General features: G+C 70.9%; 13 protein-coding genes. 6 read left to right on the top strand and 7 right to left on the bottom strand.

Translation table 11 applies throughout. The features are described from left to right. Positions 1 to 98: 98 nt before the first annotated feature. Positions 99 to 1,466, top strand: coding sequence for an L-serine ammonia-lyase (locus tag POF73_RS38570; RefSeq protein WP_272124000.1), 1,368 nt, complete (start codon positions 99 to 101; stop codon positions 1,464 to 1,466). 109 nt (positions 1,467 to 1,575) lie between these two features. Here the strand turns inward: POF73_RS38570 and POF73_RS38565 are convergent, their stop codons facing one another. Together POF73_RS38565 and POF73_RS38560 are read right to left on the bottom strand one after the other, a co-directional pair. Further along, positions 1,576 to 1,827: a hypothetical protein gene (locus tag POF73_RS38565; protein WP_272123999.1), complete on the bottom strand. Its 252-nt coding sequence runs from the start codon at positions 1,825 to 1,827 to the stop codon at positions 1,576 to 1,578. A 135-nt stretch (positions 1,828 to 1,962) separates the two neighbouring features. Further along, positions 1,963 to 3,045, bottom strand: a complete 1,083-nt coding sequence (locus POF73_RS38560) for a BTAD domain-containing putative transcriptional regulator (RefSeq protein ID WP_272123998.1) — start codon at positions 3,043 to 3,045, stop codon at positions 1,963 to 1,965. Positions 3,046 to 3,216: 171 nt separating this feature from the next. Between POF73_RS38560 and POF73_RS38555 the strand changes: the two genes are divergently transcribed. Next, entirely contained in the window at positions 3,217 to 5,508 is a 2,292-nt protein-coding gene (locus tag POF73_RS38555; protein ID WP_272123997.1) for an NACHT domain-containing protein, read from the top strand. Here the strand turns inward: POF73_RS38555 and POF73_RS38550 are convergent. Next, positions 5,493 to 6,266: a septum formation family protein gene (locus tag POF73_RS38550; protein WP_272123996.1), complete on the bottom strand. Its 774-nt coding sequence runs from the start codon at positions 6,264 to 6,266 to the stop codon at positions 5,493 to 5,495. The genes POF73_RS38555 and POF73_RS38550 overlap by 16 nt on opposite strands. A 204-nt stretch (positions 6,267 to 6,470) precedes the next feature. Here POF73_RS38550 and POF73_RS38545 point away from each other — a divergent pair, with 204 nt between their 5' ends. Genes POF73_RS38545 through POF73_RS38530 form a run of 4 tightly spaced genes read left to right on the top strand, consistent with a single transcriptional unit; the run spans position 6,471 to position 14,963 of the window. Continuing rightward, positions 6,471 to 9,143: a dynamin family protein gene (locus POF73_RS38545; RefSeq protein ID WP_272123995.1), complete on the top strand. Its 2,673-nt coding sequence runs from the start codon at positions 6,471 to 6,473 to the stop codon at positions 9,141 to 9,143. Continuing rightward, a complete protein-coding gene (locus POF73_RS38540; protein ID WP_272123994.1) occupies positions 9,140 to 12,574 on the top strand; it encodes a hypothetical protein in 3,435 nt (1,144 codons plus the stop codon). The genes POF73_RS38545 and POF73_RS38540 overlap by 4 nt, the downstream gene beginning before the upstream one ends. Then, complete coding sequence (locus tag POF73_RS38535; protein WP_272123993.1) at positions 12,571 to 14,013, top strand: hypothetical protein; 1,443 nt, start codon at positions 12,571 to 12,573, stop codon at positions 14,011 to 14,013. Before POF73_RS38540 ends, POF73_RS38535 begins: the two co-directional genes overlap by 4 nt. Then, positions 14,010 to 14,963, top strand: coding sequence for a hypothetical protein (locus tag POF73_RS38530; protein WP_272123992.1), 954 nt, complete (start codon positions 14,010 to 14,012; stop codon positions 14,961 to 14,963). Before POF73_RS38535 ends, POF73_RS38530 begins: the two co-directional genes overlap by 4 nt. Here the strand turns inward: POF73_RS38530 and POF73_RS38525 are convergent. The 4 genes from POF73_RS38525 to POF73_RS38510 are packed head-to-tail and all read right to left on the bottom strand — an operon-like array spanning position 14,958 to position 18,236. After that, a complete protein-coding gene (locus tag POF73_RS38525; protein ID WP_272123991.1) occupies positions 14,958 to 15,782 on the bottom strand; it encodes a hypothetical protein in 825 nt (274 codons plus the stop codon). The two genes, POF73_RS38530 and POF73_RS38525, sit on opposite strands and share 6 nt — an antisense overlap. Further along, entirely contained in the window at positions 15,779 to 16,618 is an 840-nt protein-coding gene (locus POF73_RS38520) for a vWA domain-containing protein (RefSeq protein ID WP_272123990.1), read from the bottom strand. Before POF73_RS38520 ends, POF73_RS38525 begins: the two co-directional genes overlap by 4 nt. Before the next feature lie 41 nt (positions 16,619 to 16,659). Further along, on the bottom strand, positions 16,660 to 17,670 hold the full coding sequence (locus POF73_RS38515) for a M48 family metallopeptidase (RefSeq protein WP_272123989.1): 1,011 nt from the start codon (positions 17,668 to 17,670) through the stop codon (positions 16,660 to 16,662). Next, a complete protein-coding gene (locus tag POF73_RS38510; protein ID WP_272123988.1) occupies positions 17,667 to 18,236 on the bottom strand; it encodes a hypothetical protein in 570 nt (189 codons plus the stop codon). Before POF73_RS38510 ends, POF73_RS38515 begins: the two co-directional genes overlap by 4 nt. Between the last annotated feature and the right edge of the window lie 45 nt (positions 18,237 to 18,281).

The following is an 18,281-nucleotide window of genomic DNA, read 5'->3' as shown; positions in this document are numbered from 1 at the left end:
AACAAGTAGTTCCTTTTTGTGGGGTGTCCCGCACACTGGTCAGTGAGCGGGCGGGGCACCCCGCAGAACTTTCTGCACCACCCTATTGAGGAGTCCCCGTGGCCATCTCGGTCTTCGACCTGTTCTCGATCGGTATAGGTCCGTCGAGCTCCCACACGGTCGGCCCGATGCGAGCGGCTCGTATGTTCGCCCGTCGGCTGCGCAACGAGGACCTGCTGTCCTCCGTCGCGTCGGTCCGGTCCGAGCTGTACGGCTCGCTCGGCGCGACCGGGCACGGCCACGGCACGCCCAAGGCGGTGCTGCTCGGCCTGGAGGGCGCCTCTCCGCGCACGGTGGACGTGGAGGGGGCGGACGAGCGGGTCGAGGACATCAAGTCCGCGGGCCGGCTCCGACTGCTCGGCGAGCACGAGATCCCGTTCTCCTTCGACGACGACATGGTCCTGCACCGCCGCAAGGCGCTCCCGTACCACGCGAACGGCATGACGCTGTGGGCGTACGACGCACAGGGCGCCGAGCTGCTGTCGAAGACGTACTACTCGGTCGGCGGTGGCTTCGTCGTCGACGAGGACGCGGTCGGCGCGGACCGCATCAAGCTCGACGACACGGTGTTGAAGTACCCCTTCCGCACGGGCGACGAGCTGCTGCGCCTCACCCGGGAGACGGGCCTGTCGATCTCCTCGCTGATGCTGGAGAACGAGCGGGCCTGGCGCACCGAGGACGAGATCCGCGCGGGCCTGCTGGAGATCTGGCGGGTCATGCGGGAGTGCGTGTCGCGGGGTATGGCGAAGGAGGGGATCCTGCCGGGCGGCCTGAAGGTCCGCCGCCGTGCCGCGGTCTCGGCCCGCCAACTCCGCGCGGAGGGCGACGCGTTGGCGCACGCGATGGAGTGGATCACGCTCTACGCGATGGCCGTGAACGAGGAGAACGCGGCGGGCGGCCGGGTCGTCACCGCCCCGACGAACGGCGCGGCCGGCATCATCCCCGCCGTCCTGCACTACTACATCAACTTCGTGCCCGGCGCCGACGAGGACGGCGTCGTCCGCTTCCTGCTCGCCGCGGGCGCGATCGGCATGCTCTTCAAGGAGAACGCGTCCATCTCCGGCGCCGAGGTCGGCTGCCAGGGCGAGGTCGGCTCCGCCTGCTCCATGGCGGCGGGCGCGCTGGCCGAGGTCCTCGGCGGCTCCCCCGAGCAGGTCGAGAACGCCGCCGAGATCGGCATGGAACACAACCTCGGCCTCACCTGCGACCCGGTCGGCGGCCTCGTCCAGATCCCGTGCATCGAGCGCAACGGCATGGCCGCGGTGAAGGCGGTCACGGCGGCGCGGATGGCGATGCGGGGGGACGGCTCGCACAAGGTGTCCCTGGACAAGGTCATCAAGACGATGAAGGACACCGGCGCCGACATGTCGGTCAAGTACAAGGAGACGGCGCGGGGCGGGCTGGCGGTCAACATCATCGAGTGTTGAACCGTGCTGTGGGACGTCCCCGGCGGGTCGAGGGAGGCATCGAGGTCGGCTGTCCTCCCGGGTGGCGCCCAGGAGGACAGCCTCATGTCGCGGGTCCCGAAGCGACAGGTCAGTAGTTGCTGCTGTCGTTGTAGCTGGTCGAGTCGTAGCTCGTTGTGTTACTGCTCGTGTCGTAACTGGTCGTGTTGCTGCTGGTCGAGTCGTAACTGCTCGTGTTGCTGCTGCCGGTGTCGGAACTGGCCGTCTGGGCGCTGCGGTTGCTCTCGGCGGCACGCTGCCTCGCGACGCGCAGTTCCTCCTCTCGCCTCCTCAGCTCCTCCGCCTCCAACTCGTCGTCCGTCACTCGCTTCTTCTTCGTCATCGCACACTCCTTGCTCTCACGATTCGAACTCCACGGGTCGGACGCTAGAAGCAGCCGATGAATCTGCGATGGAACAAAGCTCCGGAGACCCTCGTCGGCAGCACTCCTCGGCGGGGTCCCGGGTGGTCTCCCCGTTCATGCCGCACCGGCCCGACCGTGACCCAGGTCGTCCCCGCGCAGGATCCGCAAGCGTGCCCGCCGCAGCGGTTCGCCCGGGGCCACCCCCAGGTCGGCGGCGAGCCGCCTGGCCGTGCGGTCGAAGACGGCCAGCGCATCGGCCTGCCGCCCGCCGCGCCCCAGAGCGTGCATCAGCAGCGCGGCGACCGGTTCGTTCAGCGGCTGCTCCCGGGCCAGAGCGGACAGACCGGCGATCGCCTCGGCGACGCGTCCGAGCCTCAACTGCCAGTCCGCCGTCCGCTGCACCAGGGTGACCCTGCGCTCGACGAGACGCAGCCGCTCCGACTCGGCGAGCGGCCCCGGCAGTCCGGCCAACGGCTCACCGCGGAACAGCTCCGACGCCCGGGAACACAGGCGCACCGCCTCGGACAGATCACCGCCTTGCTCGGCCGTCCGGGCCGCGGTGACGAGCGCCTCCATGCACGCCACGTCCACCTCGACCACACCACGGACCAGCCCATAGCCGTGGCGGTCATGCCTGATCACCGAGTCCGAGCGCTCCCCGAGGCGCAGACCCTTACGCAGCCGGTACACGTAGACCGGTACGCCGTTCCCGTCGGGCGACTCCATCCCCCACACCCCGTCCAGCAGTGCCTGCATGCTGACCGACCGGTGCGGGCTCAACGCCAGCGCCGCCAACACGGCCTGCTGCCGGAGCGGGCCGAGGTCCACGGGGCGCCCGTCGAGAAAGGCCCGCAACGGGCCCAGCACGGAGATCCGAAGCCGTGGCTCGGACACCGGGCCGCCCTGTCGGCTTGTGGTGATCCCCGCCACCGCGCTCACCGCCTGCCTGCGGGGGCCCTCTCCGGGCACGACCAGACCGCAGTCGAAGGCGTGCACAATGGCGGCGGTACGGTCGCGCAGCCCCAACTTCTCCAGGATCCGCCCCAGATGCCCGGCCACCTCCTGCTCGGGCACGGCGAGCTCGTCGGCGATCTGGGCGTCCTGCAGGCCGCATCCGAGGGCGTAGAGCACCTCGCGCTCGCGCGGGGTGAGGGCGGAGACGGGCGGTCGTCCCTGGTCGTCGCTTCCTGTCGGCATGGCAGTCCCTCGTCCTCCGGGCCGGTCGAGCCGGTCGCTGACGTCGATGCGTCGAAGGTGGCCCCGGTGGAGGGTTCGTGACAGATCGTTGAAGCGGTCATATATGAGCGGCGGTCGCGTTAGAGTCCCTCACCTGCGAAAAGTTCATATCTGAGGGAAGGGCCGTGACTTGTGGCCGATGAGTTCGGCAAGGTCCTGCGGCGGCTGCGCGAGCGGGCGGGGATGACCCAGGAGCGGTTGGCGGAGGCCTCCGGGGTGAGTGTGGCCACCATCCGCAGGCTGGAGACGGGCAGGGCATCCAACCCGCGCATGAACACGGTTCAGGATCTGGCCGATGGGCTGGGCCTAGGGCCCGAAGAGCCCACGGAGTTACTGGAAGCCGCCTTCGGCAAGAACGACGATCCGCGGCCGCCCGACCCCCTGGACGGCCCCGCCGAACAACTCGCGAATCTGGTGGCCGCCCGCTGGCGGCGCGAAGAGGAACAACGCCGGGTTCAGGACCCCTTCCCCCTTCAAGTCCGTTGGAAGACGGTGCCCGAGTCACTGATCGACCACTGGGCCACCATCCTCCGGCCCGCGAAAGCCGGTACCGATCCCCTCAATACCGATCCCCTAGATCTGGACGGCCGACTGGAGCAGATCGCCGCCGTCTTCCGGAAGATCCCGTCCAGGCGACTGGTGGTCCTCGGCAAGGCCGGCTCGGGAAAGACGATCCTGACCCTGCGTTTCGTCCTCGACTACCTGACGCCACGCGACCCCGCGGATCCCGTGCCGGTGATCTTCAGCATCGGCGCCTGGAACCCCACCGCCATCACCCTGCGCGACTGGCTGGCCGACCGGCTGACGCGCGACCACCCCGGCTACGCCGCACCGGGCCCCGGCGGGGAGAGCCTGGCCACCGCACTGGTCGAGTCCGGCCGCGTCCTGCCCGTGCTGGATGGCTTCGACGAGATGGCCCGCGGTCTGCGCCGCCCCGCGCTGGAGGCCCTCAACGCCTTCCGGCAACCCCTGCTGCTCACCAGCCGCCCCGACGAATACACCGCCGCGGTCGCCGAAACCGACGTACTGACGGCCGCCGCGGCGATCGAACTCACCGACCTCACCCTCGACGACCTGGCCGCCTACCTGCCCCTCACCACCCGAAAGACCGGCGGCGCGAAGTCCGCCAAGAACGTCTGGTCCCCCGTACTGACCGCACTGCGCAAGCAGCCCTCGTCCCCCCTCGCCACGGTCCTGAAGACGCCGCTGATGGTCTCGCTGGCCCGCACCATCTACAGCGACACCCCCGACCACGACCCGGCCGACCTCCTGAAGACCGAGCACTTCGGCAGCCCGGCGGAGCTGGAAGACCACCTTCTGGACAACTTCGTCCCCGTCGTCTACCGCCCTCGCCATGACCGGAGTCCGGCCGGCGGACCACGACGCGACTTCGACCCGGAACGCGCCCGCCACTGGCTCGGCCACCTCGCCCGGCTCAACACCTCGGACCTCGCCTGGTGGCGGCTCGACAGCGGACTGCGCCGCTCCACCCGCACGCTGGTCACCGCCCTGACAACGGGACTGGTCATCGGTCTGGTCGACTTCGTCGCCAGTCTCGGCTTCGGCGCCGTGCTCAAGTACGCCCTCATGGACGCGACGGTCGTCGCGCTGCTTTCCGGCCTTGTGTTCGGGCTCATGCACTGGCTCACGTTCACGGTCAAGGACAAGCAGGTGACGCCGTCGGCCGTCCGCCTGAGCATCCGCGGCAGGCCGGCGGCCCTCCACTGGACGGCCGGCCCTCGGCTGGTGCTCGGGTCGCTGGGCGGACTGGTCTTCGGCTTCGGTTACGGGTTCCTGTTCATCGGCATGATGAACGCGGACATCATGAAGGTCGGGTCCACGGTCGCGCTGCACCTCGGTCTCGCCAACGGAATCGTCTTCGGCCTCATCTTCAGCGGCGCCGCCGGACTCACCTTCTGCCTCCTCGGCCTCCTGGAAACCCCCTTCGACATCGACTCCGCCGGCGACCCGCGCAGCCTTCTGAACGCCAACCGCCGCACGGTCATCACCCAACTCCTGGTCTGGGCACCCGCCTTCGGAGTGGCGGTCGGATTCGGATCCGTAGCCGTGATCGGCCTCCTGCAGGACGGCCCCCTGGGCTCGCTCTCCTGGTCCCTCAGGGCCGGACTCGTCAGCGGCCTCGTCAGCGGCCTCTGCGGCGCCCTCGGCTTCGCCCTCACCCTGACCGCCTGGGGCCAGTGGCTCGTGCTCGCCCGGATCTGGCTGCCGCTGACGGGGCATCTGCCCTGGACCCTGGTCACGTTCCTCGACGACGCCTACCGGCGCGGCGTGCTCCGCCAGGCCGGCGCGGTCTACCAGTTCCGCCACGCCCGCCTGCAACACCACCTCGCCCAGGCCCACCCGGCACACAGCGCCCCCGAGCAGCCCGGCGGCCGGAGCCGGGCCCCTCACACGCCGGAGTAGTTGAGCCAGTCCTCCTCCAACGACTCGCCGGAGAAGTAGGCCTCCAGGAAGCACACGACCGTACGGTCCCCCGTTTCCCAGGTCTCGTCGTTCGGTACCACCTTGGTCCAGCCGAGGCCTTCCTCCTCGTCGGACGTCCAGTTCTCCGAGGCGTCCCCGTAGGCCTCGTCGCACAGCGAGCGGGCCTCCTCGGCGATCGCGTCGTCGCCCGGGTACCCGAAGCCGTCGTCGAGTTCGGTCTTGGCCAGGGTCTGCACGTCGTGCGTGCCGTCGCAGGGAACGAGCTGGAGGTAGGAGATGCTCTCCGTCTTGTCGGCGCACTCGCCGACGGCGAGGTCGTCGACGTAGGTCTCCTCGGACCCCGGATCCGAATCGGGATCGGGGTCGGGCTCGGATTCGGACTCCGACGGCTCGATGTCCGTGGGCGACTCGATCGGTTCGGTGGTGAAGGTGTCGTCGTCCGTGGGCTCGTCGGTCGGCTCATCCGTCGGCTCGTCGGTCGTCTCGACGGTGGTGCCCGCGCCCGTGTCGCCGGTGGGCCCGTTGTCGTCGCCCTGGGTGAACAGCACGGCGCCCGTCGAGATGCCCAGCACGGCGACCGTGAGTGCCGCGACCCGCAGCCAGGTATGTCGGCGCCGGGACGGTGGGGCGGGCTCCGTGAAATCGCCGGGTGAGGCGGTGGACGGCGTGTACGGCAACTGTTCGCCGGGCCAGGGCCGGTAGGGCGGCTCCGGGTCCGGGACGTCGGGCGATCCCATGGAGCCATCGTGCACAGCGGGCGGATCCCGTCCACCTTCAATGCCCAATAAATCATGACTAATTATTTAGTACTCCACAAACAAGATTCTTTGTCTATTTGCCTTTCTTCGGGTATTCCGCACCTCTACGGTGGTGCCGCATCCGCTCGGGGGCGGAACGTTCACCGGCCGTGTCGGCGGCCGGTACGGGCCGGGAGGTGAGCTGTGTCTTTGGGGGAATTGGCACGCTGTGCGTCGGACGCGTCGGAACTGACCGCGCTGCTGACACGACATCAGCCCGACGGGCCCGGATCCGATCCCGGCGTCCGCGAGGCACACCGCCGGGCGCTCGAAGCGCTGCGCCGGGCGGAGGAGAGCGCCCGGGCGCCGTTCGGCATCGGTCTGGTCGGGGAGGTGAGCGCGGGCAAATCCCTGCTGCTCGGGCTGCTGTTGGGGCGGCCCGAACTCCTCCCGGTGGGCGAGGAGGCGGTGACCGGGAACGTCACCCTCATCCACGCCAAGGCGGCACCTCCTCACATCCGCGAGTCGTACCCGTCCGCCGTCCGCGTCGAGTACTTCACCCAGGCGCAGACGCTCGACTACCTGCGCCACCTTCGGGACGAGCTGGCGGACCAGGCCCAGAAGGCAGGCCTGTCCCCTCAAGTCGTTCTCCAGTTACGGGAGTTACCGATCCATGAACCCGACTGCGGTGGGCTGCTTGGCTTCCGGGACACGTATCTGACCGGCGGCCTGGCACAGTCGCTCGCCGGAGTGCTCCAGGAAATCGGCTCCCTGGACCGGGCGTTGCGGCGGATGCACGAGTCCGGTCTCCCGCTGCTCGGACACACCGCCGAGCTCAACGACGAACTCGCGCGCGCGGCCGTCGTCCTGCCCGGGGCGGACGCCGAGCAGGGGGTGGATCCGCGCGCCGGTTCCTGGTCCGGCGCCTCCGACAGCTCCGGCTTCTCCGCCCGTCCTGCCGGCCCCGCCCACTCCGGCCTCGGAGTGCCGCTCACCGCCGACCTGCTGCGCGCGACGCTCCCTCTGATCCGCAGGCTCGTCCGGGAAGTGCGGGTGGCCCCGTCCGTCTGGGACCTCTCCGCGTTTCCCGGAGCGGAGCTGCGGCTCCTCGACTTTCCAGGGCTCAACAGCGACTTCAGCGCCGTACGGGACGCGTATGTGTGCGGCACGGAACTCCACTCGGTGCACACCTTGCTGATGCTGCTGAAAGCCGGCGGGCCTGCCACCGACACACTGCGGCGCGTGTTCCGGATGTGGCACGCGGCGCAGCGGTCGGACTCCATGGAGGACTCCGTCATCGCGCTCATCAGCCGGTTCCACGACCTGCGCGTCCCCGAATCGGTGCTTGAGTCCTATCGGCGTGACACCCAGCAGCTCACCAGGGAACGGCTGCTGGGCGACGTCGCGGTGCTGGGAGAACTGCTTGCGAGCGCCGAGCGCCTGGTGACCTCGCCGGATACGCCCCCGGCGACCATGGGGCCGACCGACCGTGTGCTGCTCACCTCGGCCATGCGGGCGATGGGGGTCGGCGGCTGGAACGAGCGGGTGAGCAAGGAGTTCCGCGACAAGTGCGATCTCGACGCCCGGACAGCGGAAGCCGACGAGCGTGCGAAGACCTGGCGCGACATCGGTCGCCGGCTCAGCGCCGACGCCCTGAGCGGCGGCCTGGACCGGATACTCACGGACTTCGCGGACGACGGCGGACTTGAGCGGCTGCGCGGGCGGCTGGGCGACCATGTGAGCCGGCACGGTGCCGCGTTCCGCCTGGGCCAGTTCGCCGAACGTCGCGAAGACGTCGTCGAGGCGCTGCGCGAGTTGCACACGGCCCTGGAGGCGTCGGGCGGCCGGGACCACGTGGATCACCAGGCCGAGACCGCGGTACGCGAGCACCTCATCGCCCTGCAGACGGTATGGAACGAGGTACGGGACCGGGCCAAGGTCGAACTCCTCGATGCCCACCGGCTGTACTCCCGGCGGGCACAGAGCACACCGGGTCCGAGCCTCTTCACGGAACTGGAGCGGGAGACCGCCGAGCGGGTCTACACATGGCCGTCCTGGAACAGCCTGCTCGGCACGGTCGACGAGGAGCACGTGGACCCGCGCCGCCTCCAGGGCGGCCACCGGGTGCCGGTGCGGACGGACGAGTTCTTCGCGGAGTTCCGCGACTCGTGCCGCGAGATCGAGGCTGCCGGTTCGGCGCGGTTGCTGGCCGCGGTGGAGGCCTGGCTGCTCGGGTATCAGCGGCGGGTCGTCGCGACGGCCGAGCAACTGGCGACAGTGATCACACCGGAGGTCTTCGCGCTGCTGCGCTCCACGTCCGACGGGGAGAAGGCGGCCGCTCGTCTGTCTCGGGCCACGTCCCTGCAGTGGCTGCGCGACGAGGCGGAGAAGGTGTTGCGAGACATGGGTCCGGCCGAGGTGGTGGACGAGGAGAAGCTGCGTGAGCACTTCCCGCTGCGCCCCGGGCACATCCTGCCCTGGCATCCGGACAGCCTTGTCGCCTCCGGCATGGACGCCTCGTCGCGGCACCAGACCACCATCGCCCGCCACCGGCGCGAAATGGCGGCGATGGTGCTCCGCCAGTCCCTGGCCGGACTCGCGCGCCGGCAACGGCTGCTGGCGAGCCACCTGCGTACCCAGGCCGCGTCCTTCATCACCGATGAACTGCGTGTGAACGAGATGGCCGGCGCGCTGGCCACAGCCGCCGCCGGGGGCAGGGAGAGCACCCTGGGCCTCGCGGACGTCGCCGAGCAACTGCGCCGGCACGCGGCGGACTCGGTCTACTCCTGGGAGCCTTCCGCGGAGACCGGCTCCTTCGGGTCCGGAAGTCCGGCGGTATTCCCAGTAGGGCCTTTCGGCGGGGGAGACGGGAAATGACCCTGGAGACCGTTCTGCTGGGTACCGACCGCGCCGGCAACATCGAGCTGCGTCCCGACGGGCAGGGCCTGTACCTGCTGCCCACGGTCCGGCTGACGTCCATGGACCAGGGCACCGGTCCGGTGTGGGTGGAGTACTTCTCCTGCCGGGCCGAGGGGCTGCCACCGTCCGCCCGGGACTGGGCGGCGCGCCTGGCCGACATCTGGCAGGAGGACGATCCACGCGGCCGTCGTGTGGCGGGGACGTACGACATACGGCCGGCCCCGGTCCCGCATCCGGGCTTCTTCGACGAGCACGGGAACACGACCCTCCGGCTGGTGGTCGACGTGGAGTACTTCCATGTCGACCCGCTGACCGGCCGTGAGGTACGGGGCATCCCCTACCGGAGCGGTGCCTACGCCACCGTGTCCTTCCGTGCCCCCGCCGCTGTGCCGCCCGGCGCGCCGGTGTGGGCCGATCCGGCGCGAACCCGTGAAGCGACCTTCTCCGAGTCGGCGCCCCCCGTCACCGCGCCTGCCGCTCGCTCCGCGCAGTCGCTGAGTCGCGTCCCCGACAAGGACGACCAGTACCTCGGGCACGCGGCGATCGACTACGGCACCTGCAACTCGACGGTGACCCTGTACGACGGCCAGTTCAAGGTACGGGAGCCCTTCTCACCGGCCCAGGCGGCGCGTCTGCGCGAAGGGGTCCTGAAGCATGTGCTGGGCGAGCCGTACCCGGACATGGTCATGACGGAATGGGGGTCCGTACTGGCCCTGGCCCTGGCCCAGGCCGGGCTGGGTGACGGGGGCCCGGCCGACCCCCGGTCCCCGGCCGAACTCATCGCGTCGGAGACGGGGACGGAGGGGCTGTTCCGGCTGTGTCTGCTGCTGGAGCAGCGGATCCCGGACTGTTCGAAGTTGCTGCGCACCGAGTTGGCGACGCGCCTGCACCGGTGTTACGACGCCGCGTTCGCCGTGCCGCCGTTGGAACAGATGCGGCTGTTCCCGGTGGAACTCGGCGACGGTACGGCAGAGGTGTCCAGTCGCCTCGAAGTGCTGTCCACGGACCCGCTCACCGTGCGCCTCGGCGAGGAGGAGCGGTTGCCCGGGCAGGTCACGACACCGGCGGGCGGTGTCGCGCGGGTGCCCCTGGCCGCCTTCCGCGGGCTCAAACTGCAGCTCGGCAGGGAGCGCGTCATGGACGAGCTGCCCGGCCATCCGCCGCCCACCTCGGACATGCTCATCCAGTCCGCGCTGGGGTATCTCATCGACCGCTCCGACCGCTACATAGCCCGGCAGGCCCCCGGCCGCCTCGGCTCGGGCCGGCTCAACGACGTGGTCGTGACCTACCCGACGGTGGCGACCCCGGACGTGCGGCGCACCCTCAGGTCGCTGGTGTCGGAGGGGCTCGGCGTCGAACGGGTGTCGATGCACTTCGACGAGGCCGTGGCCGCCGTCATGTTCTTCGTGATGCGGGACTTCGGCGGCGATCTGGACACGGGAGTGGAGGCGTTCCGAGCCCGCTCCCGTTCCCTGGGAGCGGGGGCCGGCTGGACGCAGAACGTGCTCGCCATCGACATCGGGGGCGGGACCACGGACATAGCGTTGCTGACGCTCACGCTGACGGACACGACCCCCGTCGAAGTGCTGAGGCGGCCCGACGCGCACCTGCTGGGCCGGCACTACACACTGACGCCGACCGTACAGGGATCGAGCGGGCACACCCGGCTCGGCGGTGACCTTCTGACCCTTTCGGTGTTCCACTGGCTCAAGGCGGAGCTGGCGGACCGGCTCATCGCCGCGCACCCCGAGCGGTTCCGTTCGGATCTGCTGGAGGCCAAGTCCACCTACCTCGACAAGGCCGGTCACTACATGCCGGGGCGGCTGGCCCGGGACTACCGCTCGACACAGGTCGAACCGCGTTCCCGGGCCCGGACACTCGTCGAAGCCGTGGTGCCGACCTGCTGGCAGACCGCCCCGGCCAGCGAGCGTGAGCGGATGCTGTGGACGTTCGAGCAGTTGTGGAAGCTGGCCGACCAGGCGAAGATCCATCTGGGGGGCGCCGACTCCACGATGCCGAACGGTCCTTCGCCGTACCACTTCGCGGAGCAGGAGCTGTCGGGTCTGCTGGACAGTCTCGGCTGGGGCGGCGACCCGCCTGCCGCCGTCGCGTTCGAGCTGGACGGTGCCGGGTTCCGTGAACTCGTGAAGGGGCACCTGGAAGGCGTCGCCGCTCTCGCTGACGGCATGCTCGGTGAGTTGCACAAGGACATGCCGCTCGACCGTGTGGTCCTGACCGGCAAGTCCAGCGCCATGCCGCTGGTGCGTGAAGTGCTGGCAGACGGCCTCGGGAAGGGCCGGGAGCTGGACTGGGACCCGGCGAACATCGAGGTGGAGCGGGAGTACGCCAAGACGGCGACCTCCATCGGTGCCGCTTGGGCCGAGCAGGTGCGACAGGCCTCCTTCACGTCGGAGGGATCCGTGCAGGCTCTGGAGGACGGACGCACCGTTGTCCAGATCAACGTCAACAACCTGTTCTTCTCACTACCGTGCCACTTCACTCTGGGTCTGCAGGAAGGGAGCAAGGATCTCGCCCTGTTCGGGGCCAACACGGTGCTGCACCAACTTGTGCACACCGAGGGAGTGCCGCCGGTCCTGGCCGTGCGCAGTGCGAAGGCCCAGCACATCCAGGAGGTCATCCGGATCATCCGGGTGCGTCAGGGCGGCACGGACATCACCTGGGGGCAGTTCAAGTGCCCCGGTCCCCGACCGGGGCGGCCAGGTGACCCGCCCCATCAGTTCCCGGTGAAGATCTGGCCATACCGGATCAAGGCGCGGTACGAGATCACGATGGACCTGGACGTGTACGCGTACTTCTCGCAGGGAGATCCGCACTACACGGTCGTTCCCCAGGGTCCTTCTATCGACGTCTGGAAGAGGCTCGGCAAGGAGGGGCTGCTGCAACCCGGTGAGCGGCCGGAAGACGTACCGATGGCGATCTACGTGAACTCCACGATCGCCGGTTCCGCCAAGGTGGGCGAAGGAACACCGGTCTTCGGCGCCGGCAGCGCGTTCGCCGAGGTGTTCCACGATTCCAACGCACCGGGCTCGCCCACCCGTCGGGGGCTGCTCGGAGCCAAGCCACTGCCCGAGACGCTCGCGTCCGGGGAGTGGGAGTTCGACGTACGGATCAAGGAGAAGGACACCGTACGAACGATGACCCTCGGACGGCTGTCCCGCCCCGAGACCGAGGCCAAGTCCCGCGCGCTGTTCGTCGCCTCGCTGGACGAACACGGTGCGCTGCGCGTGCACTTGGGCGGTGTGCCGTTCTGGCAGGCGCGGGATCGGGAGCATGTGGAGGACGAACCCGGGCGGGTGCTGAGGCATCTGATGACCGTCCAGGACACGGACGGGGCCGATGAGGACGACCCCTTCGGGGGCCTGCAGTGACGGCCCGACCGCGTCCCGGGTCCGAGGTGCGGGTCCCCTGGGAGGACTTGCTGTGCACCGAGGACTCCCTGCTCGCCTCGGTGACAGCCGCCGGGCTCGCCGGGCTGCGCGGCACCCTGCGCGCGGCCCTCACGGCGGCCCCGACGGACCGGGGCGCGGACGCGTGCGAGGCGCTGCTGGAGGCACTGGACCGGCTACTCGCCGAGACACGGCAGGGCGTGCCCGGATCGGGCGGGGTTCCAGAGGGCAGTGCCCCTCCCGCCGAGGTTCCGCAGGCCGGATTCCCAACCGCCGGGAGTCCGCAGGACGACTCCCCGGCCGCCGCGGTTCCGCAGGGCGGCGGTCGAGCCTCCGGGGGCTCACGGTTCGCATCCCCCCAGGCCGGAGCCCCGCAAGCCGAGGTCTCGCAAACCGACAGCACGCGAGCCGGGATCCCCCAGGCTGGATTCCTACCGGCGGGGGAGATCCCCCAGGCCGATCCCGCGCAGGCCGGAGCCCAACCGGCCGACGTCCCCCGGCCCGGGGCGGCCCAGCCCGGCCCCCCACACCCCACCGGCGCCCCCAACGGCTCCACCACCCCCCGCACACCACCCCGACCCGCCACTCCCCCTCCCCCACCCATCCTGGCGCTGGCCACCGAACTCGCCCGCTCCCCCGAGGTCAACGACTTCGCGACCGGTGCCATGCCACCCCCGTCGGACGGGCCGGACGGTACGGACCGGGTCCGGCGCTGGTACCACCTCACGCTGCTCCGGCTGCCCGACCGGCATGCCGGTGTCTGGCGTACCCGGGCGGCGGGGGCCGACCCGGTGGGGGCGGAGCCATGGGAGACGCTGCCGGGCTGGGCGGACGAGGTGTTGTTGCCGCCGTCAGGGGACGGGCGGGGCGGGATCCGGACCGTGCGGAAGAAGGTGACCGAGGCGTCCGACCTCGCCGAAATCGTCTTCGCGCTGCTCAAGCACGACGAGGCGCTGTGTCTTCTGCTCGACCGGGTGTGGACGGGCGGCTCCACACGGTTGACGGATCCTCAGGTGTCGCAGGCCTACCGGAGTGAGCTGACCAAGCGTCTGGAGTCGCTGGAGCGCAGTCCGCGCGACGGCGCCGAACGGCTGCGGGCCTCGGTGTCCGTGGACGAGGCGCTGTGCTCGGTCACCCATCTGCCGCCGGGTGCGCCGGGCAGCTGGTGGAACCAGCTGGCGGCGGAGTCGCACGCGGCCCCGCTCGATCTCTACCGCGAGCTGCACTCGGCGGGCCGGAACGTGGAGGCCGTACTACCGGCCCGGCCGTACCGCCAGGCCCGCCGGCACACCCGGGCGGGCGACGACATCCGGCTCGGCGTCGGCGGACGCCCGGGCGACACCCTCACCTGTCTGCGGCTCTGGCTGCGCGTCGGCGACCAGGTGTTCCCCGGCCGGGTCGTCTACCGGGGCCAGGAATGACGTCCCCCGCCGTATGGCCGGCGAAGCCCCAGTACGCGTCGGCGGTGCGCAGGCCCGGCGAGGTGTTCGCCGATCCGCGGCTGTCGCACTGCGAGATCCTGTTCGGGGCCACGGGGATGCCGCTCGCGTCGACCGGCCGTAACGCCATCGTCTTCGCGGCCCGGACCCGGCAGGACGAACGCGTGGCCATCCGCTGCATGTCCCGTGAGCCGGCCTCGGGCGGTGAGCGGTACCGCGCGCTGACCGCGCACCGGCACGCACAGCCCGTCGAGCACGGCACGCCGCTGGTCGAGGCCGAGTGGATCGAGCACGGCATCAGGCTGTCGGGGCAGTGGTGGCCGCTGGTCCTGATGCCCTGGATCGAGGGCAAGTTGCTGGACGAGGCGGTGTCGGACCTGTGCGGGGACCGAGCGGCGCTGCATCATCTGATCGGCAACTGGCGGGTGGCGATGGGCCAGTTGACCTCGTCGCGGATCTGCCACGGCGATCTGCAGCACGGCAACATCATCGTCGGGGACGATCTGCGGGTGGTCCTGGTCGACCTGGACGCCGTATGGGTGCCGTTCGCCGCGCATCTCGCGCCCGGCGAGTTCGGGCACCGCAACTACCAGCACCCGCACCGGGACATCGGCCACTGGGGTCCCGGTGCCGACGCCTTCCCGGCGCTGGTCATCCTGCTGTCGCTGCGGGCCGTGGCCGCGGATCCCTCGCTGTGGGCGGACCGGCCGGACGGCGAGCATCTGCTGTTCACCCGCGACGACCTGCTGGCCCCCGGGCGTACGAAGATCTGGAAGGGACTGGCGCGGTCGCCCGACACGGCGGTACGGCGACTGGCCGAGCGGCTCACCGACCTGTGCGCGGGTCCGCCGGACGCGGCGCCGCCGCTGGAGGACGTGCTGCGCGCGTGCGCGGCGGGCGGCCCTCCGCACCCGGCGTACGCCGCGTCATGACGCGGCGGTGGGCGTAAGGGCGACGGCTCGGGCGGTGGCGACCGCGCGGCAGCGCACCAGCGATACGTCGTCCTCCTTCATCTCCCGCGAGGCGCGCAACTCCCTTACCCTGACGCCGAATTCGTCCGGGTCGGCCCGTTCGAGGAACGTCCAGACCGTGCTGCCGTGCTCGGCGGCCGCCTCCAGTGCCCACTGTGCGAGCGCGTCGGTCATCAGCAGCAGGACGTCGTCCGGACCGCAGGCGCCCTCGGTGGTCCGCAGCACCGGAGCCAGGGACGCCGGCGCCTCTGCCCGGGTCGACACCAGGTCGGGATGGGTGTCGAACTGGTCGGGCCGGTCCAGCGGGAACAGTTCGGTCGGGCGGCCTTCGCGCAGGTGGAACAGGCAGGAGTCCCCCACGGCGAACGCCCGGTACTCCATCAGCGGCCCGGTGCCGGCGCGGGTCGAGGTCACGTCCCGGGTGTCCACGCCGACAAAGGTCGCCGCCGAGCCGCGCGCCAGGGCCCCTCGGATGTAGACGGGGACCTCGGCGGCCTGCGCGGTCTGCTCCGCCCACAGCCCGCGCGCCTCGTGCAGCCAGCCGTCGAGCATGTCGGGCCCGCTCCGGTCCGGCCCGTCGAGTTCGGTGACGAGGAAGGCGCGGGCCAGCAGCGTCGCCCAGCGGCCCGAGGCGAACGCCCGGGACGCACCGTCGCAGACCGCCGCCCGGTGCGCGTTCCAGGCGTGCGCGTCCTCGCACTCCGCCGCGCTTGCCTTGGGCACGACGAGCGCCTCGCACAGCAGGACGGCGCGCCCCGGCAGCGGGCCGTTCTCGCTCAATGCTCGCCGATCAGAGAGGTGGTGCTGGTCCCGATGCGCAGGAAATCCATCAGGGCCGTCGCACCGCCGTTGAACACGAACCCCCGGGCGCCTGGCGCGATCCGGCCCCCGTACCCCGACGCCTGGACGAGTGTGCCGGGCAGGACGCTCGACATCTCGAAGAGCAGCTCGGCCTGGGGCACGCCCGTGGGCGCGAGCACCGGGAAGGACATGGGCGTGCCCTGCGCCTCCGACAGATGCAGATTGAACAGCAGGGTGCGGCCGTCGCCGGTCTCCAGCCGGGTGATGCGCCGCGCCGCGCGGCGCGGGTCGCCGTCCGTGGCCTGGCCGTCCGTGATGTTGAGGACGATCGGCGGGAACGAGGAGCGGTGCTCCTTCACCCAGCCGCGCAGCACCTTGTACGCCGTTCCCAGCGCCTCGCACATCGGTGTCCAGCCGGCGTTGAGGGGCGCGATCCACTCCGGGACCGTGGTCTGCTCGTGCTCCACGCCGCCGTCGGCGCGGCGCAGCGTCCGGGAGTGCTCGACGGGGCGTCCGGTGCCCGCGTAGGCGTGGACGGGGACGAGGGCGCGGCGGCGCGAGGTGCCGGGCAGCAGTGGCCGCACGCCGTTCCCGGAGTAGCCGATCACCCCGACGTCGAAGTAGTGCCTCGGCAGTTCCTGGAAGTCCTTGGTGCATTCCAGTACGACCGCGTAGAGCAGTTCGTTGATCATCGCGGCCAGGGCCGAGGCCTTCGGCGCGGGGCTGCCGGAGATCGGGGCGCCCATCGAGTAGGACTGGTCGAGAAGGAAGAGGAAACAACCCGGGTTGCGCCTGCTGATCTCTTGCTCGTACACCGCGGCCTCCCCGTGCCGTGCCGGTGGTCAGCTGTCCTGCGTCACTGAGGGCGGCCGAAGAAGCCGCGGGTGCCGTCCCCCGCGCGGCCGCCGAGGCTTCCGAGGCGCCCCAGCCGGCCGCTCGCGGTGCCGTCGGTCGCGTCGAGGGAGGCCCGTGCCCGCCCGACCCCGCCGAGGCCCTCGGCGAGCCGGTCCTTCACCGACGCCGACTCGCCGCGCAGCGGGTAGTCGCCCTCGTGGACGATCCGGCTGTACGAGCCCTCGCGCACCCAGCGGTCGAGTTCGGCGGCGCGGACCACCAGCAGGGGGTGGTCCGAGGAGGGCATCATCCACTTGACGATGCGGTTGCGCAGGCCGGTGGCGTCCTGGAACTCGGCGGCCTGTTCCAGGAAGGCGCTGGGGTTCATCTCCGCGGTCTGCCGGCCGCCCGCGAGCATCATCAGTGTCCGGACGGCGACTTCCAGGTCCTGCCCGACCAGGAGTCCGGCGCGGTCCCCGGACAGCTCGGACTTGCGTCCCCAGTCCTGCAGGCCCAGCTCGATCCCCTTCAGCACCAGGGGTCCGCCGGGTACCCCGTGCAGACCTCCCGCGCCGACCGCGGCCAGGAACCAGGCCACGCTCTGGTAGAGGGCGTGCCCCGATATGGCGTGACCCAGTTCGTGCCCGATGACGAAGCGGATCTCGTCCTCGTTCATCTGGTCGATGAGTTCGGCGCCGAGCACGATGAACGGCTTGTCGAAGCCGATGGTCACGGCGTTGAAGCCGATGCCCCGGTTGACGTAGAGGCTCGGCGGCTCGACGACGTCCAGGGTGTGCGCGGCCTCGTTCATCACCTGGTTGAGCCGGCGGAACTGGCTGTCGCCGACCTTCACCGCGCAGGCGAGGTGGTGCATCCGCATCGCGGCCTCGCCCGGGGCGCCCATCACCTTCCTGAGCACGAGGTCGAAGCCCTTGGCCTTGCGTACGGTCGACAACGCGGCCTGCGCGAAGGGGTGTTCGTAGGCTTCGGAGGAGATTCCCGGGAAACGCACCCGGCGCGGGGACGTGGTCACTGTTCCTGGCTTCCTGACAGCGGCAGGAGTACGCAGATTCCGCCGCCGTGCGGTTGATCGCATTCTTGACAGGGCACCGGCAGTTGCGCGACCGCCAGGGTGGTGCCCGCTCCCGTACGCCAGACAGGCGTCAGCAGGAGGTTCCATTCACCGGCCGGTACCGGCCGGTGAGCCGACCGTGGAGCCGGGACGCCGTCCACGCTCAGCAGGGCGCGCCGCGGGGTCCGGTCCAGGCCCGGTCCGCGCCCCGGCAGCACACCGCTCGTCGCACGCAGCACGCCCCGCCACAGGCGGCCGGCGAGCCGATGCCTCGGCGGCTCGACCCACAGACTCCCCGCCGCCAGCCCCTGCCGGGTGAGCAGCGCCTCCCGGGCTCCGTCGACGTCCTCGGCACCCCAGGTCACCTGCAGGTCGAACTGCCGGAAGGCATCCGGCGACCGGGCCATCGACCGGGCCATGCCCCCGGCGTCCGGTGCGGTCGCACAGCCGGGCGAGAACATGACGAGCGACGCGGCGGACGGCCTCGGCGTATCCGGGCGCGGCGGTGCGTCTGCGTGCGGTGGCACGGTCGGACGTAGCGGCACCGTCGGCCCCTGCGGCACACCCCGGTG

This window comes from Streptomyces sp. HD, assembly GCF_028369295.1.
In the GTDB taxonomy this organism is placed as follows: domain Bacteria; phylum Actinomycetota; class Actinomycetes; order Streptomycetales; family Streptomycetaceae; genus Streptomyces.
This window is presented reverse-complemented; position numbering and strand designations above follow the sequence as displayed.

Bases quoted from the DNA above. Each gene is read 5' to 3' on its own strand.
- POF73_RS38565 (WP_272123999.1), bottom strand. From the start codon at position 1,827: ATGACGAAGAAGAAGCGAGTGACGGACGACGAGTTGGAGGCGGAGGAG.
- POF73_RS38550 (WP_272123996.1), bottom strand. From the start codon at position 6,266: ATGGGATCGCCCGACGTCCCGGACCCGGAGCCGCCCTACCGGCCCTGG.
- POF73_RS38530 (WP_272123992.1), top strand. From the start codon at position 14,010: ATGACGTCCCCCGCCGTATGGCCGGCGAAGCCCCAGTACGCGTCGGCG.
- POF73_RS38560 (WP_272123998.1), bottom strand. From the start codon at position 3,045: ATGCCGACAGGAAGCGACGACCAGGGACGACCGCCCGTCTCCGCCCTC.
- POF73_RS38540 (WP_272123994.1), top strand. From the start codon at position 9,140: ATGACCCTGGAGACCGTTCTGCTGGGTACCGACCGCGCCGGCAACATC.